The 19,440-nt window shown below is 71.3% G+C and carries 14 protein-coding genes; 11 read left to right on the top strand and 3 right to left on the bottom strand.

The window, feature by feature from the left end; all coding sequences use genetic code 11:
• Positions 1–269 precede the first annotated feature (269 nt).
• Positions 270–1,640, bottom strand: coding sequence for an ATP-grasp domain-containing protein (locus AB0A61_RS19275; RefSeq protein ID WP_361293155.1), 1,371 nt, complete (start codon positions 1,638–1,640; stop codon positions 270–272).
• Positions 1,641–2,374: 734 nt separating this feature from the next.
• Between AB0A61_RS19275 and AB0A61_RS19270 the strand changes: the two genes are divergently transcribed.
• The 7 genes from AB0A61_RS19270 (at position 2,375) to AB0A61_RS19240 (ending at position 14,607) form a co-directional block, all read left to right on the top strand.
• Positions 2,375–3,658, top strand: a complete 1,284-nt coding sequence (locus AB0A61_RS19270; RefSeq protein WP_361293153.1) for an MFS transporter — start codon at positions 2,375–2,377, stop codon at positions 3,656–3,658.
• Positions 3,659–3,731: 73 nt separating this feature from the next.
• The gene (locus tag AB0A61_RS19265; protein ID WP_361293151.1) at positions 3,732–4,712 is read left to right on the top strand and encodes a hypothetical protein; all 981 of its coding nucleotides are present in this window, start codon (positions 3,732–3,734) and stop codon (positions 4,710–4,712) included.
• Between the two features lie 192 nt (positions 4,713–4,904).
• Positions 4,905–5,903 (top strand): GNAT family N-acetyltransferase, encoded by a 999-nt coding sequence (locus AB0A61_RS19260; protein WP_361293149.1) that lies wholly within the window; start codon positions 4,905–4,907, stop codon positions 5,901–5,903.
• A 208-nt stretch (positions 5,904–6,111) separates the two neighbouring features.
• Positions 6,112–7,515, top strand: coding sequence for an amino acid permease (locus AB0A61_RS19255; protein ID WP_361293147.1), 1,404 nt, complete (start codon positions 6,112–6,114; stop codon positions 7,513–7,515).
• A 159-nt stretch (positions 7,516–7,674) separates the two neighbouring features.
• Entirely contained in the window at positions 7,675–9,771 is a 2,097-nt protein-coding gene (locus AB0A61_RS19250) for a SpoIIE family protein phosphatase (protein ID WP_361293145.1), read from the top strand.
• A gap of 130 nt (positions 9,772–9,901) precedes the next feature.
• Positions 9,902–13,126 carry a BTAD domain-containing putative transcriptional regulator gene (locus AB0A61_RS19245; RefSeq protein WP_361293143.1) on the top strand — a complete coding sequence of 1,075 codons (3,225 nt, stop codon included), beginning with the start codon at positions 9,902–9,904 and terminating at the stop codon, positions 13,124–13,126.
• A gap of 68 nt (positions 13,127–13,194) precedes the next feature.
• Positions 13,195–14,607, top strand: coding sequence for an FAD-binding oxidoreductase (locus AB0A61_RS19240; protein WP_361293141.1), 1,413 nt, complete (start codon positions 13,195–13,197; stop codon positions 14,605–14,607).
• A 32-nt stretch (positions 14,608–14,639) separates the two neighbouring features.
• Here AB0A61_RS19240 and AB0A61_RS19235 read toward each other — a convergent pair whose 3' ends face one another.
• Positions 14,640–16,067: a condensation domain-containing protein gene (locus tag AB0A61_RS19235; protein ID WP_361293139.1), complete on the bottom strand. Its 1,428-nt coding sequence runs from the start codon at positions 16,065–16,067 to the stop codon at positions 14,640–14,642.
• Between the two features lie 436 nt (positions 16,068–16,503).
• On the opposite strand from AB0A61_RS19235, the gene AB0A61_RS19230 reads away from it, so the two are divergent.
• Positions 16,504–17,280: a polysaccharide lyase family 7 protein gene (locus tag AB0A61_RS19230; protein WP_361293137.1), complete on the top strand. Its 777-nt coding sequence runs from the start codon at positions 16,504–16,506 to the stop codon at positions 17,278–17,280.
• Between the two features lie 73 nt (positions 17,281–17,353).
• Here the strand turns inward: AB0A61_RS19230 and AB0A61_RS19225 are convergent, their stop codons facing one another.
• Positions 17,354–17,923 carry a PadR family transcriptional regulator gene (locus AB0A61_RS19225; protein ID WP_361293135.1) on the bottom strand — a complete coding sequence of 190 codons (570 nt, stop codon included), beginning with the start codon at positions 17,921–17,923 and terminating at the stop codon, positions 17,354–17,356.
• 115 nt (positions 17,924–18,038) lie between these two features.
• On the opposite strand from AB0A61_RS19225, the gene AB0A61_RS19220 reads away from it, so the two are divergent.
• The 3 genes from AB0A61_RS19220 to AB0A61_RS19210 all read left to right on the top strand — a co-directional run bounded on the left by AB0A61_RS19220 (position 18,039) and on the right by AB0A61_RS19210 (position 19,435).
• Positions 18,039–18,497, top strand: a complete 459-nt coding sequence (locus AB0A61_RS19220; RefSeq protein ID WP_361293285.1) for a nuclear transport factor 2 family protein — start codon at positions 18,039–18,041, stop codon at positions 18,495–18,497.
• A gap of 132 nt (positions 18,498–18,629) precedes the next feature.
• The gene (locus tag AB0A61_RS19215) at positions 18,630–18,785 is read left to right on the top strand and encodes a DUF6131 family protein (RefSeq protein ID WP_361293133.1); all 156 of its coding nucleotides are present in this window, start codon (positions 18,630–18,632) and stop codon (positions 18,783–18,785) included.
• A 227-nt stretch (positions 18,786–19,012) separates the two neighbouring features.
• Complete coding sequence (locus tag AB0A61_RS19210) at positions 19,013–19,435, top strand: ATP-binding protein (RefSeq protein WP_361293131.1); 423 nt, start codon at positions 19,013–19,015, stop codon at positions 19,433–19,435.
• Positions 19,436–19,440 lie beyond the last annotated feature (5 nt).

Raw genomic sequence — 19,440 nt, 5'->3', positions numbered from 1 at the left:
GGTGGCGCAGGTTCCCGTCGCGCGTGAAGCGGTGGCGCAGGTTCCCGTCGCGCGTGAAGCGGTGGCGCAGGTTCCCGTCGCGCGTGAAGCGGTGGCGCAGGTTCCCGTCGCGCGTGAAGCGGTGGCGCCGGACTGGGTCGCGCGCGGGGCGGCGGTTTGGACGGCAGTGGTGTGCGCGAGCGGACCGCGCACGTGCCGGGGCCGCGCGGAAGTGGTGGGACGGGTGTGGCCCGGTGACCGGACGGTCGCCGTCCGCGGATCGGCGTCGGTCATCGGGGCTGCCTCGATCCGTCGGTGTCGTCGATTGCCGGGAACGCGGGGCCGGCGGCGTCCGGTGGCAGGGCGGCCTCGTCGGACGCGACCTTGATGCGGACCAGGGCGGCGGCCCCCGTGGCGGTGTCCAGGGCGGCCTGGGCGGTGTCGGCGGTGGCGTACACCAGGCCCACGCGGCCGGAGTTGTCGATGCGGTGCCACAGGTGTTCGCCGGGGCGTGCGAAGAGGCTGACGGTCACGCCGGGCAGCCGTTCCGCGTCGGCGACGCCGTCGACGGCGTCCAGGACGGCGGGGCCGGGCGGGGGGTAGAGCATGACCACAGCCGCCCCGCCGTGCCGCCGGCCGGTGGGAAGCGCCGGGCGTCCGCCGACCGCCAGCAGCTTGGCGTCCAGGTGCGGATTGCTGCCGCACACGTCGCGCACCATGGTCGTCAGACAGCCCGCGGGCAGCCGCGGGTTGACCTCGACGATCTTCGGGCCCTGCGCGGTGATCTTGACCTCGGTGTGGCAGGGGCCCTGGCGGTAGCCGATCAGTTCCAGGACCTCGGCGACCGCCTGCTCCACCTCGGCCCGGACGCCGGGGCCCAGTGCGGCGGGGAAGCTGTGCGCCGCTTCCAGGAACGTGGGGGGCGGGCACAAGTACTTGGCCGTGATGCCGTACACATGGGTACGACCCTCGACGGTCAGTGACTCGACACTGACCTCCGGCGCGTCCACATAGCGCTCCATCAGCACGTGGCCGGGGCGGGGCTGGCCGCGCAGGCTGTGTCTGATCGCGGCCACCTGGTCGTAGGCGGCGGCGAGTTCGGCCGGGTCGTCGACGCGCACGACGCCGTAGCTGATGGCCTCGTGCGGCGGCTTGAGCACCATCGGGTACCCGATCCGCGCGGCCGCTCCGGCGAGTTCGCCCGGGTGCGTCACCAGGGCGTAGGGAATGTTGTAGCGGGAGTCGCCGAGCGCCGCGCGCAGCGAGGGCTTGTGGTTGGCCGTGGCGATCGCGGTGGCGCCGGGGCCGGGCAGGCCCAGCTCCTCGGCCACCTGGGCGGCGACCTCGGTGTGGTAGTCGGAGAACGTGGTGATGCCGTCGACCCGGGGCCGACCGTGCGCGTCGGTGAGCGCCCGGCGTACGGCCTCCGCGCTGTGGGTGTCGGCGAACGTCAACTCGTCCACCTGGGTGAGCGGGTGGCCCTGCCAGGCCTTCTCGTCGGCGGCGTACCACTCACGGTCCTTGATCAGCAGGTGGACCCGCAGCCCGTGCCGGCGCGCGGCGGCGATCTCGTCGTAGAAGACCGAGTGGAGCATGCTCTCCACCAGGGCCAGACGCTTGCCCCGGAACCCCTGATAGGACGCCTCTTGAACGGATGTCACCGATATCCCCCGAATGTCGATGTGAGAACGCGCGTAGATCGCAAGGCCGGAGCTGAACAGCGCTGTGCAGAGAACGGAGTGCGGAGCGCGGTGTGGTGAGGACCGCGGACGGCTCTCGGCGACGCGCAGACTCTCCGGAAGAGGTGCAGTGAAGAAGCGCGCCGCCGTGGAGTGCGCGAAAGCAGGTGGTGACAACGGGCGCGGGGCGTGCTCCCGGCCGATAGGAGCGCCGTCCCGTGGCGGGTTGGTTCAGCGCAGAAGCTAGGACACTTCAACGCCACCGCACAAGCCCGGCGACCAGGCAAGTTTGTGCTGATCAAGCCACTAATGGTGATGGCTCATGGCCGGATAACACCCCCACTGGATCTCCTTGTCGCATGCGCCGGGATGTCGGCGACGGGCACATTTTCCTCACCGAACACACAGAACTCCTGCGCATACCGGTGCTTCCGCGGGGCGAGCCGGGAGGAGGGAAAGCGGTGTTACTCGGCCACCGGAAGCGCTCTGCACCGGGGTGACATTTCAGCCTGGGCGGCCCCCTCGGCGGGGTCGGTCAACGCACCGGAAGAGGCGTCCGTGCGACTGTTCGACTGTCCGTCAGTTCCGGTTCAACTCGCCAGGACCGGCCATGTGTTGCCCGGGTGACGTGTACCGGATAACTTCGACGGGTCGCTCCGGGCCGAGGGGCGCACACCGCGCAGGAACGTCTCCCTTCCGAGACAGGATGTGTGCCCATGGCCGCAAGTCCGCTGTCGAACGACCCGTCCGCGCCGCCGGGCGGACTGCGCAAGCTGCTTCTCGCCCAGACCGCGAGCCAGTTCGGCTTCCGGCTGATGACGTTGACCCTGCCCATTCTGGCCGTCACCGAACTGCACGCCTCGCCGTTCCAGGTGAGCCTGGTCGCGGCCGGACAGACGGCTGCCTTCCTGCTGCTCGGGCTGCCCGCCGGTGCCCTGGTCGACCGCGTGCGCAAACGTCCGGTGATGGTCTTCTGCGACCTGGGCCGGTGTCTGGTGCTCGCCGGCCTGCCCGTCGCCTGGGCCGCCGGGGTGCTGTCGGTCGGCTACCTGTGCGGCGCCGCATTGGCGGTGGGAGTGCTGACCGTCTTCTTCGACATCGCCGATCAGAGCTACCTCCCGCATGTCGTCGGACGCGAGCAACTGGTACCCGCCAACGCGAAACTGGCGAGCATCGAGCAGGTCTCGGGGGTGGCCGGCCCCGGCGTCGGCGGGCTGGTCATCCAGCTGGCCACCGCGCCGCTCGCGGTCATCGGTACGGCGTTCGGCTATCTGTGGTCGGCCGTATGGCTGCTGCGCATCCACGACCGCGAACCCAGGCCCGCGCGCCGCCCGGGCGCCCGGCTGCACCGCGACATCGCGGCCGGAATGCGCTACGTGGTGCAGGACAGGCTGCTGCGGCCGATCGTGCTCTGCTCCACCACGATGACCCTGTGCTGGAGCATCGCCTACGCCATGCTGCTGGTGCTGCTCGCCAAGAACCTGGCGGTGCCCGCCGGCACCATCGGGCTCCTCCTCACCGCTGGAGGGGCCGGCGGAGTGCTGGCCTCGGCGGCGGCGGGACCACTGATCCGGCGGCTCGGCGACGGCACCGTGGTCAGGCTCAGCGTTCTCGTCGCCGCACCCTTCACCCTGCTCGCGGCACTCACCGGCCCGGGCTGGCGGCTGTGTCTGGTCGCCGTCGCCAACTTCGCCTTCGCCGCGGGCGTCGTGCTGTACAACGTCGCCCAGGTGAGCTTCCGTCAGCGCAGCGTGCCGCCCGAACTGCTGAGCCGGGTGAACGCCACCGTCCGGTTCTTCGCCTGGGGTGCCCGACCGATCGGCAGCCTGTGCGGGGGCACCGCCGCCGAACTCATCGGAGTGCGCGGCGCCGTGTGGATCGGAGCCGCCGGAACCTCACTCGCGTGCCTGTGGCTGTATCTCTCCCCCCTGCGCACCCTGCGCGACCTTCCCCTCCGGCTCCCCACCGCGGAACCGGAGCCCCAGTCCTCCGCGGCCTGACCCGCCCATCACGCGCCGCGGCCCGCCTCACCGCCGTCGCGCGACCGCCTCACCCCCTCAAGGAGCCTCCGACATGACAACGCACACCCCGGGAGCACGAGCGGAGCTCGTCTGGATCACCAACCCGGACAACTACGACCCGGGCCTGGGCGCGCGTCTCAAGCGGGAAGGCTCGGAGCGCGTGGACCTGTACGTCGAGCACGGCTTCGACGTCCGCGTCGTCCACTCCTGCGACGTGGTCCCCGGTTGGAACTCGGGCCCCAGGCTCTGGCACGGCGACGAGGATCTGCTCTGCAAGGGCCGTGGCTTTCTGCTGTCCTCGTGGACCTGGCACCAGGGCATCGCCCAGCAGATCCAGGCGATCGCCCGCACCATCCGCGCCTCCGACGCGGTGCTGCTGACCGACGGAGTCCACGGGGCGGAAGGGCTGGCCATGGACAAGCTGGCCATGTACCACCACGCCGGCCGGCTGGACGTGCCCGTGCTGCCCTGCGTCGCCGTCCCCTTCGGACGCTACACACGGCGTGCCCTGGAAACCGTCCGCAGGGAGCTCGCCGCCGACGCGCCGCACGGCTACGTGATCAAACCGCGCGAGATGGCCATGGGGTTCGGGGTGCACAGGGTCGACACCCTGGAACAGCTCTCCAGCGCCCTGGACCTGCTGGCCCCGGCCGACCTCGGCTGCCTCGTCCAGCCCTGCCTGCCCCACACCGGCGACGTACGGGTCTACGTCCACCAGGGCCGGCAGCTGGCGGCCCTGCTGCGCACCCCCGAGGCCGGTGCCTACCGGGCGAACGTGAGTCAGGGCGGCAGCGGTTCGGCATTGACCGTCCCGGCCGAGATCACCGAGATGAGCGAGCGGCTCGCCCGCAGCGTGGACGCCGACTACCTGTGCGTGGACTGGCTGCTGGGGGCCGACGGCCCGGTCTTCAACGAGTGGATGACCGTCTCCGCCGCATTCGAGGACCTGCCCGAACCCGAACGCTCCACGGTCGGCAGGGCGCTCGTCACCCACCTCGCCCGGCGTCTGGGCGTGGGCGGAACCGAGGCGTAGACACCACCCGGATCAAGGCCGGGACACCACCGAGGCACAGACCCCACCAGGCCGGGGCCCGGACACCGGACCAGGGCCTGGGCACCACTGAACCGGGCCCGGACACCATCGCGCCGAGGCCCGGACATCACCGCTTGGTTCCCCGAACCTCCTCACCCGACCAGAGGGAGGGCCACAGTGCACGAGCCACACGTGAGCACGACTCGCCAGGTGGTGGCCACGGCGACGACAAGACCCGTGGACCCGTACGCCGAGGATCTGCTGGACCCGCTCCACGACCTGCTGCTTGCCGCCATGCGGACGGACACCCCGGACGAGCCCGAGCCGTGCGCCCTCGACCTGGCCGGAGCGCTTCGGTTCCCGTGGCCCGGCACCACCGGGGAGGATTTCGTCGCACTGTGCGAGGGTCGCCCCGTGGGCCTGCTCCGGCTCGTCTTCACCGACGGCACGGACGCCTGCCAGATCGACACCCTCGTGGTCCACCCCGCCTGGCGCGGGCGGGGCGTGGGCGGCGTCCTGTACGCCCGCGCGGTGGAGCGGACCCGGGCCAACAACCGCACCCGGATGACGGGGCGTGTCCCGGACACACCCGTGACCGGAGCCCGGCAGGCCGCCTTCGCGACCGCGATGGGCCTGCGCCCGGCGCCCGGCGCCGCGGCCCTCGTCCGCTCGCGCCTCCCCCTCGACGCAGCCACCCTCCGGTTCCCGCAGGACCTGCCGCACGGATACCGCGCGGTCCATCTCGGCAGCGCCCTGCCCGAGCCTCACCTCGAAGGTCTCGCCGCGCTGGAGAGCTTCCTGAACCCGTCGTCGCCGGTGCCGGCGCACCTCGCGGTGGCCCGCATCCGCGCGATGGAAACCATGCGCGCGGGGCGCCAGCGGCATGCCTGGCAGACCGGCCTCGTCGCCTGCCGGACCGGGCAGCTCGTGGCCTGGACCAGCATGACCATGACCCACTCCTGTCCCACGCACGCGCTCCAGGGCACCACCGTGGTCCATCCCGCACACCGCGGGCGCCACCTCGGCCTGCTGGTGAAACGGCACAACCTCGCCCACGCCCTGCGCCACGAACGGCTGCTGCGCCGCGTGGACACCCTGAACGCCGACGACAACCGTCACATGATCCGGATCAACGACGCCCTGGGCTTCGAGGCCGTGGAACGAAGGGCGGCCTGGAGCATGACCGTCTGACGCCGATGTCCCACGGACGGCGACGGTGTGGACCTGGCACCGCGGGACGATTCACGGTGCATGACCCAGGACGGCTCATCTTTTTCGGCACGCGACCGTGTCATACAGGACAAAAACGTGCGATTTGGAATGCCGCCGGATCATACCCGACCATGGAGCCCGTCCCGGCAATCCCGGACACCAGTTCGAAGAGAGGCGCTCCACCACCATGCACGTCCCCGGAACCGTCACGCAACCGGCTCCGGCCCCGCGGGAGACCCCCGCGGCACCGACCACCCGTCATGATCCCACCGGCGACACCGGCAAGCACGCCCGCCGCTTCGGGCTGCCCGTCGCCACCGCCCTGGTCATGGGCAACATCATCGGCGGCGGCATCTTCGTGCTTCCGGCCTCCGTCGCCCCGTACGGCACGGTCAGCCTGGTCGCCTTCGGCGTCCTGACCGTGGGCGCCATCGCCCTTGCCCTCGTCTTCGGCCGCCTCGCCGAGCGTCACCCGCGCACCGGCGGCCCCTACGTCTACGCCCGCGAGGCCTTCGGCGACTTCGCCGGATTCCTCGCCGCCTGGGCGTACTGGATCACCACCTGGGTGTCGAACGCGGCACTCGCCGTCGCCGCCGTCGGCTACCTCGACGTACTCGTCCCGGTGAACGGCCACCGCTGGACCGCCTGCCTGGCCGCGCTCGGCCTGCAGTGGCTGCCCGCGCTCGCCAACTTCGCCGGCACCCGTTACGTCGGCGCCGTCCAGCTCGTCTCCACCGTGCTGAAGTTCGTGCCGCTGCTGCTCGTAGCGGTGGGCGGGCTGTTCTTCTTCCGCTCGGACAATCTCGGCCCGTTCGACGCCCACGGCGGCAGCGCGATCAGCGCGGTGTCCGCCTGCGCCGCACTGCTGCTCTTCTCCTACCTCGGTGTGGAGTCCGCCGCGGTCAGCGCCGGCGAGGTCAGGAACGCCCGGCGCAATGTGGGACGCGCCACCGTCATCGGTACCGCGGGTGCGGCGTTCGTCTACCTGCTGGGCACGCTGTCCGTCTTCGGTACGGTCGCGCACGACCGCCTGGTCAAGTCCAGCGCGCCCTTCTCGGACGCCGTGAACGCCATGTTCGGCGGCAGCTGGGGCGGCTGGGCCGTCGCCCTCGCCGCGCTGGTGTCGATGACGGGCTGCCTCAACGGCTGGACGCTGCTGAGTGCCCAGACCCCGTATGCCGCGGCGCAGGACGGCCTGTTCCCCGCCGCCTTCGCGCGCCGTCGGCGCGGCGTGCCGACCGTCGGGGTCGGCGTCACCGTCGTGCTCGCCTCGCTGCTCACCGTCTACAACTACATGTCGGGCTCGGCCAAGGTCTTCGAGATCCTGGTCCTGGTCACCACGTTCACCGCCACGGTGCCCTACCTGCTGGCCACCGCGGCGCAGATCTTCCACCTCGTCTCGGGGCGGCGCGAGCTGGTCGACCGGGCGCGGCTGGTACGGGACGGCGTGGTCGCGGCAGTCGCGGCCGCGTTCTCGATGTGGCTGGTCGCGGGCGCCGGGTACGCGGCGGTCTACCAGGGCGTGCTGTTCCTGTTCGCGGGCGTCGTCGTGTACGCGGTGTTCGCCGCCAGGCGGCAGCAGCCGGCCTGATCCGGCAGCGACCCCGGGCTGCTGTTCCCGGACGGGGTGCGTTGTTCGCCCGGCCCGAGAGACCATGGAAGCCGGAGCGCCCGCGAGCCCGAGCAGGCCTCGCCCCGACCAGGCGGGCGAAGGCCCCGGGGGCGCCCGGCCGCGGAAGGGGTTTCCTCGATGAGCGAGACCGAACGGTCACCCGCGAGCCTGGGCTGGGCGGACGCCCGTCAGCCGCTGGCCAGGCCGTCCCAGCCGAGCGGGTTGTTCGACCTCCTCGGTGTCGCTGCGGTGCTGCTGGACGCCGAGGGACGGGTCGCCCTGTGGAGCCCGGAGGCGGAGGAGCTCTACGGCTACTCGGCGCAGGAGGCGCTCGGGCAGTACGCGGCCACCCTGCTCGTCCACGAGGAGAACTGGGACTGGGTGATCAAGACGTTCGGCCAGGTCATGGAGACCGGGCAGAGCTGGGGCGGCACCTTTCCCATCCGCTGCAAGGACGGCAGCACGCGGCTGGTGGAACTGCGCAACATGCGGTTGATGAGCGAAAGCGGCGAGTTCTATGCCCTCGGGCTCGGCACCGACTCAACCACGCTGCACGAGGTCGAACGGGACGTCGCCCTCTCCACGCGGCTGATCTCCCAGTCCCCCATCGGCGTGGCCATCCTCGACACCGACCTGCGCTACCTGGCCGTGAACCCCGCCCTGGAGCGCATGCACGGCATACCCGCGAAGGACCACCTCGGCCGCCACTACCGCGAGATCATGAAGGACCGCAGGTTCGAGGTGGCCGAGGCCGCGATGCGGCGGGTCCTGGAAACCGGGGATCCCCTCGTCGACCAGGCCACGGTCGTCGCCACGCCCCCCTCGGACCCGGGACACAAGCACGCGTGGTCGATCTCCCTGTACCGGCTGGAGGACACCCAGGGCCGTGTCCTGGGCGTGGCCGACTTCGTGGTGGACGTCACCGAGCGCTACCGGTCGGCCCTGGAGGCCAGCGAGACACGCCGGCGCCTGGCCCTGATCGCCGACGGCTCCGCCCGCATCGGCACCACCCTGGAGGTGGAACGGACGGCCCACGAGCTCGCCGACGTCACCGTTCCGGACTTCGCCGACGTGGTCGCCGTCGACGCGCTGGACTCCTTCGTGGACGAGCACCGGCCCGCCACCCGCAACGGCCCCGTGCTCTTCCGCGCCCTGGCGGTCAAGGCCGCCTACCCCACCGAGGCCGTCCAGGCCGCCGACCCGCCCGGCTGGGTCGGCGCCTACGACGTCGGCCGGCTGGCCACCCAGTGCGTGCGCACCGGCCGGCCCATCCTCGTGTCCCACGCCGACGGAAACGACCTGACCCGCATCGCGCGGAACGACCACGCGGCCACGCTGCTGGCCCGCGCCGGAGTTCACTCCTACATGGCCGTCCCGCTCACCGCCCGCGGCAACGTGCTGGGCTTCATGGGTCTGGTCCGCGCCCGCGACCCCCGCCCCTTCGACGAGGACGACCTCGCCATCGCCACCGAGCTGGCCTCCCGCGCCGCCGTGTGCATCGACAACGCCCGCACGCACCAGAGCGTGCGCAACGCCGCCGAGACCCTGCAGCGCAGCCTGCTGCCCGACCACGCACCGCGCCTTCCCGGACTCCAGGTCGCCTCCCGCTACCTGCCCGCACAGGCCGCCTACGAGATCGGCGGCGACTGGTACGACGTCATTCCGCTCGACGGCGACAGGACGGCACTCGTGGTGGGCGACGTCATGGGCAGCGGCATCGACGCCGCCGCGGCCATGGGGCGGCTGCGCACCGCCACCGCCGCCTTCGCCGACCTCGATCTGGATCCGGCCCAGGTCCTGCAGCACCTCGACCGGACCACGTCGAAGCTGGAGCAGTACATCGCCACCTGCGTCTACGCGATCTACGACCCCCATCGCGCCGAGTGCCGCATCGCCAACGCCGGTCACCTTCCCCCCGTCCTGGCCCGCAGCGGCGAGCGCCCGTGTCTGCTCGACCTGCCCACCGGCACACCGCTCGGAGTCGGCGGTGTCCCCTTCAAGAACACCACCATCCCCTTTGCCCCCGGTGCCCAACTGGTCCTGTACACCGACGGGCTGGTCGAAACGCGCCACGACCCCATCGACGAGCGCCTCGCCTCCCTCCTGAGTCATCTCGGCTCGCTCGAATCCGAGTTGGAGGAGACCTGCGACCGGCTCCTCGAGCAGCTCCGGCACCCCGACGACCACGACGACGTGGCCCTGCTCATCTCCCGCGCCTGCTCTCTCGCCCCCTGACAGGCTCAGCCTTCCCGGGCGCGCGGCGCCCGCGCCGACGCTGCCGGACCGGCCGGCACGGCGTCCCGAGGGCACGCCCGTCCGCATTCCGCGGGGCTTCTCAGGCGGTAGCCTGCTCGTGAGGACAGCCATGGCCGATGAGGTACACATCCGGCTCCTCGGCGGTTTCGCCGTGGCGGTCGGTGGCCGCCCGGTCGCCACCGGGGCGTGGCGCCTGCGCAAGGCCCGCAGCCTGCTGAAACTGCTGTGCCTGACACCCGGCCACCGGATGCACCGGGAGCAGCTCTACGACCTGCTGTGGCCGGACCTCGAGCAGACCGCCGCGTCGAACAACCTGCACCAGGTGCTGCACGCCGCACGGCGCGCGCTGACCTCCGCGGGGGCGCCCGGCGACGTCGTCGTGCTGCGCGACGACCTGGTGCTCCTGGGCCCCGACGGCGGGGTGCGGACCGATCTCGACGAGCTCGACGAGGCGGTGCGGCGCATCTCCTACGACGGCGACGTGGCGGACTACCGTGCCGCGCTCGCCCAGGCCGAGCCCGGGCTGCTGCCGGAGGACCGGTACGAGCCCTGGACCAACGAGGCGGCAGCGGCCCTGGAGGCGCGGCGTACGACGCTCAGACTGGGATTGGCCGAGGCGCTCGAACGCGATCACCGCGTACCTGAGGCGATCGACGTGCTGCACGCCCTGATCGCCGAGGATCCCTTTCACGAACCCGGCCACCGGGCGCTGATGCGCGCCCTGGCCGAGGCCGGGCGACGCGGGGAGGCGCTGGCCGCCTACGAACGTCTGCGGGACGCGCTCCGCCAGGACACCGGCGCCGACCCCGACCCACAGACACGGCGTCTCTACCGTGCCCTGCTGGCCGACTCGGTCGAGGCGCGCGAGCAGCGGCGGGAAGTCCCACGGCACAATCTGCCGACCCCGGCGACGGCGCTCATCGGCCGGGAGCGTGAGAGCGCCGAGGTGGACGGGCTGCTCGGGCGCAGCAGGCTGCTGACCCTCACCGGGGCCGGGGGCTGCGGCAAGACCCGGCTCGCCCTCGCTGCGGCGGCGCGGCGGGTCGGCGCGCTCCGGGACGGGGTGTGGTTCGTGGACCTGGCCGCGCTCACGGAACCGCATCTCGTGCCCGACGCGGTCGCCGCGGTCCTGGGGCTGCAGCTGCCGCCGTCCGGCCGGGCCCGGGAAGCCCTGGTCGCACAACTCGGCGGCCGGGAGCTGCTGCTGGTGCTGGACAACTGCGAGCACCTGGTCGACGCCTGTGCCGCCCTGGTCTCGGACCTCTTGGCCCGATGTCCGGGCGTCGCCGTGCTCGCCACCAGCCGGGAGCCGTTGCGCAGTTACGGGGAGCGGACCTTCAGGGTGCCCTCCCTGGGACTGCCCGATCCCCACCGGCTGCCGTCCCTGGAGGAACTGGGCCGCTTCGCCTCCGTGCGGTTGTTCGTGGAGCGGGCTTCCGACGCGGCCCCCGGCTTCCGGCTGACCCCGGCGAACGCGGCCGACGTGGCACAGATCTGCTTCCGGCTGGACGGCATGCCCCTGGCGCTGGAGCTGGCGGCGGCCCGGGTGCACGTGCTGGCTCCGCACCAGATCGCGGAACGCCTGGACGACGCTCTTTCCCTGCTCCGCCGGGGCAGCCGTCACGGCCTGACCCGGCAGGAGACGCTGCTGGCCACCCTGGAGTGGAGCCATCGGCTGCTCGACGACGAGGAACGGCGTCTGTTCCGCCGGCTCGCGGCCTTCGCGGGCAGCTTCTCGCTGACCGCGGCCGAGGAGGTGTGCGCGGAAGGCATCCGGTACTCGTCGGTGCTGGACCTGCTCGGCCGGCTGGCCGACAAGTCACTGGTGTGGGTGGAGCCCCGTGAGGACGAGGCCCGCTACCGGCTGCTGGAGACGATCCGGCAGTACGCCGCGGACCGGTTGCGGGCCGCCGGGGAAGTCGCTCCCATCGAGGACCGGCATCGGCACTTCTACCTGGAACTCGCCGAGGCGCGGGACCGCGAGCCGCCCACCGGAGTGACTGGGGCGACGTCGCTCGAACTGGAGGCCGACTACGGCAATCTCCGGGCCGCCCTGCGCTCGTTCCTGCGCTCCGACCCGGACAGCGCGCTGCGCCTCGCGGTCGCCCTGCGGTCGTTCTGGTCCGAACGCGGACTGCTCGCCGAGGGGCGCCGCTGGCTGGACGACACCCTGGCCGCGGCACCCGAGCCCACCCCGCGGCGTGCGAAGGCGCTGATGGGGCGGGCCGTGCTGGCGATCCGCCTCGGCGACGGATCCCCGCTGGAGGACATCGGCGGGCAGATCGTCGGGATCCACCAGCGGTGGCCGGAGCCGGCCGCGCTGGCGTACGCGCTCTTTCAGCAGGCGGTTCTGCTGTGGATGCGGGGTGCCTGGGACCGCGCGCGCAGCGGTCTCGACCGGGCCCGGCAGCTCGCCCGTGACGTCGGCGCGCGCCCGGTCCTCGCCGCAGCCGCGCACCACGAGGGTGTCTGGGCCGTCTGCCGTGGCGAGAGCAGGACGGCCCGCGAGGCCTGCGGGGAGAGTCTGCGGCTGCTGGAGGAGATCGGAAAGGACGGCGAGCCGTTCTTCCCGGTCGTGACACCGGGTTACGCGGTCCAGGAGGACGCGGCGGGGCAGGTGTCGTTGTTCTTCGAGGAGACGGTACTGGCGGGCCGGACGGTCGGCGCGTCCCGGGCGCGCGGATACGTCCTGGCGAGTCTCGCGTGGGCGTTCCGCCTGGAGGGCGACTGCGACGGCGCCATGGCTGCGGCCGAACACAGCGTCGACTGCTTCCGTGCGCTCGCCGACCCGCACGGGGAGTCCCTGGCGCTCAACACGCTCGGCAACGTCTGCCGTGCCCGGGGCGATCTCGACGGGGCAAGGGAGTACCTGGACGCGGCCCTGGCCATCCGGCGCCGGCTCGGGGACCGCCGGGAGGAGGGCATCACCCTCGGCTGCCTCGGCCTGCTCCGCCTGGCCGCCGGGGACACCGACGGCGCACGGGCCGGCGTCGCCCGCGCGCTCGCGGGATTCGAGGAGACCGACGACACCCCGGGCACCACCAACAGCCTGCTCCACCTCGGACTCGTGGCGCGGAGCGCGGGCGACGCGGAGGAAGCCCGCGCCCTGCTGACCCGTGCCCTGCGTCTGGAGTTCGTCGCCGGGTCGCCGTCGGCCGCGGGGTGGGTCGCGCTGATGCTGGCACAGCTGCTGTGGCAGGCGCAGGAACGCGACGCCGCGGGCGCGGCGGCCGCCCGGGCCGGTGACCTCTTCGCCCGCCTCGGCGACCGGCGGGGGCCGGCCGTCCTGCGGCGCACGGTGCCCGGGGTGTGCAGCGGTCAAAGCGGCTGCTGAGTGAGTGCTAAGAGACGGTCCCTACGGTCCTGAGTGTCAGTGAGAGCACTCATACCGAGGAGCCGACAATGTCGATCGACACTGCACAGGGCGTCCTGGGGGACGCCACCATTGGCGAGCTGGAGGCAGGCCTGCGCGGCACGGTCGTCCGTCCGGGCGACGCCTCCTACGACGAGGCCCGAGCGGTCTGGAACGCGGCCCATGACAAGCACCCGGCTCTGATCGTGCGCTGCGCCGGAACCGCGGACGTGATCCGTGCCGTCGAGTTCGCACGCAGCCAGGATCTGCTGGTCGCCGTGCGCGGCGGCGCGCACAGCATCGCCGGGTTCTCGACCTGCGACGGCGGCATGGTCATCGACCTGTCGCCGATGAAGGGCGCGGTCGTCGATCCCGTGCGGCGCCGCGTGGTCGCCCAGGCCGGTATGACGTGGGGCGACCTCGACCACGAGACCCAGGCCTTCGGTCTCGCCGTGACCGGCGGGCTGGTCTCCTCGACCGGCATCTCCGGGTTCACCCTCGGCGGCGGGGTCGGCTGGCTGGTGCGGCGCCATGGCCTGGCCTCGGACAACCTGACGGGGGCCGAGGTCGTCACCGCCGACGGCCGGGTGGTGCACGCGGACGCCCGGGAGCACCCCGAGCTGTTCTGGGCCCTGCGGGGCGGCGGCGGCAATTTCGGGGTGGTCACGTCGCTGGAGTACGAGCTGCACCCGGTCGGGCCGCAGGTCCTGGCCGGCCTGATCGTCTACCCGCTGGCGCAGGCCCGACAGGTGATCACCCGCTGGCGCGAGCTGATCGGGCGCATGCCCGACGGCCTGACGACGCTGCTCAATCTGACGACGGCACCCCCTGTGCCGTTCCTGCCCGAGGAGGTCCACGGAACCCGTGTCGTGGTACTGGCCGGCATGTACGCGGGCGCCCCCGCGGACGGGGAGGAGGCCGTCGGACCGCTGCGCAGGCTGGGCACACCGATCGCCGACATCATGGGCCCCATGCCGTACACGGGCATGCAGTCGCTGCTCGACCCGCTGTGGACGGCCGGCGCCCACAACTACTTCACGTCGGCGTTCATCGAGCCGTCCGACGCCGCCATCGACGCGCTGCTGCGGCGCCACCTCACGACGCCCTCGCCCTCGAGCGAACTGCATCTGCACCAATTGGGCGGTGCGTTCGGCCGAGTGCCCGCCGAGGCCACCGCATTCAGCCAGCGGCAGGCGAGCGTGCTGTGCAACGTCATCGCGCGCTCCCCCGAGGCGAGCGGCTTCGACAGGCTTGTCGCGTGGGCCCGCGAGACCCGCGAGGAGATCGCAGAGCACGGCCAGGGAACCATGTACGTGAACTTCACCGGCGACGCGGCCGAGGACAAGGTGCGGGCCTCGTACCCGTCCGCGGTCCACGAACGGCTCGTGCGGGTCAAGGACGCCTACGATCCCACGAACATGTTCCGTCTCAACCAGAACATCCGTCCCTCGGGCACGAGTTGACCACTCCCTGTCCCGGCCTCCGACGATCCGGCTCAGGCCGTGGTGGAGCAGGCGAGGGGCACCCGCGCCCGGGTCCCCTCGCGCGCCACCGAGGTGATGCGTGCCCGCAGCCGTTCGACGTAGCGCCGCATGTTGAGGTACGCGATGTCGTTGTCCGGATAGCGGCCGGCGAACTGCAGGCCCTCGTGGAGCCTGGTGATCCACGCACACACCTGATCACCGTAGGAGACCCGGATCAGCCCGTACGCCTTCAGGTCCTGCCACTGCGTCGAACCGGGGATGCCACGCGCGTCGACGAACGAGATGATCGAGTACAGGTCCGGGGACGTGGGCCGGAAGTCGGAGCCCAGCAGCTTGAGGACGCGGGCGATGGGGATCCGTGCCAGCGGCCGGTTCTCCCGCACCGCGGCGCGGACCATCTGCAGCGCACTGTCGAAATCCTCCGCATGGCCCACGGGAATCTCGACCGGGGCACCACCCACGTACCAGCCGACGGAGTCCGACCACTGGGACTTCGCCCTGGTGTGGAAGGGCACCACGGTGCGGTACACCTGCTGTCCGCTCATTTCGTGGACGATGAGGCCGGTGGCCGCGAGGATGCCGACGAGGCTGCCGCCGTAGGGGCGGCAGTGGGCTTCGAAGGCTGCCGCGTCCGCGTCGTCGACGAGCATCTCCTGCATCAACCGCTGGGTGGGGAGCGGCCCTTCGGGGTCGAGCCCCAGGTCGACGGGAAAGTTGGGCAGCTTCCCGTCGCACTCGGCGATGAACTTGCGCCAGCGCGCGACGATCCCGTGCGTGTCGTCGATCTGGTCGGCCTTCGTGCGCTCGGCCGCACAGAAGTCGACATAGCTCGCCACCGGTGTCCCCATCATGGGGCGGCCCTCCAGAGCGGCGGAGTAGAGCTCGTGGATCTCGGCGGTGATGCGCTGGATCGAGTACGAGTCGACGTTGCTGTGGTCGAAGGCCATGTAGACACTGGTGTCGTCGTCCCTGACGACCGCGGCGTAGATGAAGTTCGGCCAGCTGAGCGCGTCCGCCGCGACGTCGAACCGCTTCTGCAGATGCTGTACCAGGGCCGTCCCGTCGGCGAACTCGCCGACGTCCTTCCGGTGCAGTGCGACGGCTTCGGCGTCCAGCGTGAAGCGCCGCATCTCCCCTTCGCTCCAGCGGAAGCCGCTGCGCAAGGTCTCGTGGCGCAGCGTCCAGGCGCGCAGAGCGCCCTGGAGGACGTCGAGGTCGACCTTGCCCGGGATGTCGAACGCGGCGCCCAGCCAGGTCGGCACGTGCAAGCCGTCTTCGCGCACCGCCCTGGCCGTGCGAACGTGAGCCTCCTGCACATAGGCGGGCGGACGGGTGTCATCCGGCGAGACGGCGGCGACCTCGACGGTCGTCGGGTGCAGTGTCCACTCCACGAGGCGGCCGGGCCGGACCTCGCAGCTCTGGATTTCGGTCACTCGCACGGGGGCCTCCGTTCGCATGCCCTCGAAAGGGCGGGGTTGGCACAGGAAGGAGCGATGGGACATCGCTCGATGACACGGTTGAGTCAACGAGCGGGTGATCCGTAAGAAACGCCGACGGAACGTGGTGACGTCGCCAAAGAGCTCGAATTCCGACGACCTCTCTGGTCACGAGCCATCGAGGCGGAATCCCCACTTCCGCCATCCGGGTGTCCGGGGCCCGGCCCCGTGGGCGGCCCGCAGGTCCACCGGGCGGTGAGCGGACATCGGCCCACTTCACGTGACGTCAGGCGCCCGACGGAGTCGGCCACTTCGCGTCTTGACGTGTCTGGTTCAGACCTTTAAGTTCACCAGACATCGGCCGTCCAAGGATGCGCCTGAAGTTCAGTGTTCTGAACAGACCATCACCCATGAGCCCGAGCCGCAGAAGGAACCCCCCATGACTCGTCCCAAGCTCCTCGCGACGACGACCGTCGCCGGCCTGACCGGCGCGCTGACCCTCCTCGGCGGAGGCACAGCGGGCGCGGCGGACCCCCACGTCGCACCCGGCGGGAACTTCGACCTGTCGACATGGCAGCTCCAGGAACCTGTCGGCTCGCCCGGATCGCCGACCACCATCCCCTCGTCCCGGCTGCAGGGACCGAACGGCTACCAGGACGCGTACTTCTACACCGACACACGCGACGGCGCGATGACCTTCTGGGCGCCGGAGAAGGGCGTCACCACGCCGAACTCCAACTACGCCCGCTCGGAACTGCGGGAGATGAACCGCGACGGCAGCGCCGCCGACTGGTCGCTCAACGGCACCCACCGGATGAGCGCGACCCTGCGCGTGGTGTCGGTGACGTCGAACGTGTGCGTGGGCCAGATCCACCTCGGCAGCGGCGGCACGTCGACCAAGCCGCTGCTGGAGCTCTACTACCACGCCAACGGCGACATCGTCCTCGGCACCGAGAACTCACCGTCGGGGGGACAGACACCGCACACGGTGGGACATGTGTCGATCGGCAGGACCTGGAGCTACACCATCGGCGTCACCGGCGGCAACACCATCGACCTGACCGTCAACGACAGCACCACCCATTACGCCATTGCGTCGTCGTTCAAGCAGTACAAGCAGTACTTCAAGGCCGGCTCCTACAACCAGTCGTCCTCCGACAGCACCACCGAGGGAGCACGCGTCGCCTTCTACCGGCTGACCCTCTCCCACGGCTGACCGTTCCCCGGCCCGACCGGCGGGGGCCGCGCGAGCAGTTGGCCCGCGCCGGTCAGGGCAGGCCCGTAGACCGTCAGAGCCGGTCGCGGGCCTGCCGGCGCTCCCGCAGGACCGCGATCGTGCGTTCGCACCAGTCCCGGTTGCCCTCTTCGAAGGCCAGGCCCCGCATGCAGGTCAGATAGGGGCCGATACGGTCACCGTGGCGCAGGAACTCCTCCTCCGTGCGGTCGCCCCGCATACTGCGCAGCAGCTTGCCGAACAGGTCGATCTTGGCTCCAGCGACGGCGGCGCGCTCGCCGAGCTGCGCGATCAAGGTCTGCGGGTCGACGTGGTCGGCGGCCTGGACCTTGACGAGCAGGTCGTCCCGGACGAACGAGGGCTTCGCGGCGGCGGCGGAGAAGGCCTCCAGTTCCGCAAGTCCGGCGTCGGTCACGTGGAACAGGCGCTTGGTGGGCCGGGCCTCCTGGACCACTTCCCGGCCCGCGATGAGTCCGTCCTTCTCCAGGCGGTTCAGCTCGGCGTAGAGCTGCTGGGGCTGGGCGTACCAGAAGTTCGCCACGCCGAGGTCGAACGTCTTGGCCAACTGGTAGCCACTCAGCTCCCCTTCGAGCAGTGCCGCCAGCACGGCGTGCCGCAGCGCCATCGGCTCGCCTCCCCTCTGCTCCGTCTCCGCCCTGTCCCTGCCCTGTCGCAGGACCCTCCCCCCATGGTAGTCATAAAAATGAGTAATCAGAATCATGACCATGCAGAGAGGCGCCATGACCACCGCAGACCGCTTCCGCACCGCCGTCCACCGCCGCGACCTGGCGCTCCTGGAAGACCTGTTCACCGAGGACATCCGCTTCTACAGCCCCGTGAAGTTCACAGCCTTCGAAGGCAAGCCGATGGTGCTGGGGCTCTTCGGAGTCCTCCTGCGCACCTTCGAGGACTTCCGCTACGTCGGCCACTACACCGGCACCGCCGAGACCAGCACCGACGGCTCGCTCGCTCCGTCCGAGGTCCTGCTCTTCCGCGCCACCGCGGGCGGCAAGCAGATCCACGGCATCGACCTGCTGCACTTCGACGAGGACGGGCGGATCAAGGAGTTCACGGTCATGGTCCGGCCGCAGTCCGCCGTGCACGCCCTCGGCGAAGCGGTCCTGGCCGGTCTGGTGGCGGACGGTCTGGTCCCGGCGCCCACCGACAGGCAGGCCCTGTCGTCACATGATCCTGCGTGACGGACCTCGGCCGGCCCCCGGCCTCGGGGACCACTGGTTCACCATGTCGAAGGGCGGTGAAACTCGGGGCGGTGATGCGCGCTTCTGCGGGGTACACGATGAAAGAGGTACTACTCGCAACGGGAGGCGGCCATGATCGTCCTCGGCGTGATACTGCTGGTCATCGGCTTTGTCACGGGCATTTCAGTTCTGTGGACCATCGGCATCATCCTTGCCGTGGTCGGCGCCGTCCTGTGGGTCCTTGGCGCCGCGGGACACGCGGTCGCCGGCCGTCGCCATTACTGGTGATCGATCCGGATTCCCGGTGACCGATCCGGTCTGTCCGTCCCGGCCGACGGACAGGCGTTGACGGACCCCCGGCCGCACGACCGCGTCCGCCGGCTCCTCGACCTCCTGGAAGTCGGCGGACGCAGGAGTGCGCCCGGGACTGTTACGCGCCCGGACGGCGAGGCGCGTCAACGTATCGGCCGGGGGTAGGCGTGGCGACAGCCGGAGCGGACCGGAAGGGGACCAGGGTGGAAGGATCATCGCTGCGGGCAGTGGGCTGGGCACGCTGCCTGCCGCTGAACGACGGGGTGAAGGCGGCACGGGACTGGGCACGCGAGCACCTGGACACACTCGGCTGGAGCACCAGCGCCCCACAGACGGCGGACGCCGTGCTGCTGACCGTCTCGGAGCTGGTCACCAACGCCCATCACCACGCCCACAGCAGCGCGCAACTGGTACTCACCTGGGACAGCCGCTGCCTGCACATCGCGGTGCACGACACCTCGACCGAGCTGCCGACCCCCCGGCCGCCGAGCACCGAACGGGTCGGCGGCCGGGGCATGTTCCTCGTCGATGCGCTGGCCGACAGCTGGGAATCGCGCCCCTGTCCCCACGGCAAGGCCGTCATCGCCTGCTTCCGCCCTCCCGTGTCAGGGCAAGAGGACCGCTGACACGG

The organism is Streptomyces sp. NPDC046197, assembly GCF_040646295.1.
GTDB lineage: Bacteria > Actinomycetota > Actinomycetes > Streptomycetales > Streptomycetaceae > Streptomyces.
This window is presented reverse-complemented; position numbering and strand designations above follow the sequence as displayed.

What these genes read in the sequence shown, in the direction of transcription:
- AB0A61_RS19270 (WP_361293153.1), top strand. Translation starts at nt 2,375, where the DNA reads ATGGCCGCAAGTCCGCTGTCGAACGACCCGTCCGCGCCGCCGGGCGGA.
- AB0A61_RS19265 (WP_361293151.1), top strand. Translation starts at nt 3,732, where the DNA reads ATGACAACGCACACCCCGGGAGCACGAGCGGAGCTCGTCTGGATCACC.
- AB0A61_RS19255 (WP_361293147.1), top strand. Translation starts at nt 6,112, where the DNA reads ATGCACGTCCCCGGAACCGTCACGCAACCGGCTCCGGCCCCGCGGGAG.
- AB0A61_RS19250 (WP_361293145.1), top strand. Translation starts at nt 7,675, where the DNA reads ATGAGCGAGACCGAACGGTCACCCGCGAGCCTGGGCTGGGCGGACGCC.
- AB0A61_RS19245 (WP_361293143.1), top strand. Translation starts at nt 9,902, where the DNA reads ATGGCCGATGAGGTACACATCCGGCTCCTCGGCGGTTTCGCCGTGGCG.
- AB0A61_RS19240 (WP_361293141.1), top strand. Translation starts at nt 13,195, where the DNA reads ATGTCGATCGACACTGCACAGGGCGTCCTGGGGGACGCCACCATTGGC.
- AB0A61_RS19230 (WP_361293137.1), top strand. Translation starts at nt 16,504, where the DNA reads ATGACTCGTCCCAAGCTCCTCGCGACGACGACCGTCGCCGGCCTGACC.
- AB0A61_RS19225 (WP_361293135.1), bottom strand. Translation starts at nt 17,923, where the DNA reads ATGGCGCTGCGGCACGCCGTGCTGGCGGCACTGCTCGAAGGGGAGCTG.
- AB0A61_RS19220 (WP_361293285.1), top strand. Translation starts at nt 18,039, where the DNA reads ATGACCACCGCAGACCGCTTCCGCACCGCCGTCCACCGCCGCGACCTG.
- AB0A61_RS19215 (WP_361293133.1), top strand. Translation starts at nt 18,630, where the DNA reads ATGATCGTCCTCGGCGTGATACTGCTGGTCATCGGCTTTGTCACGGGC.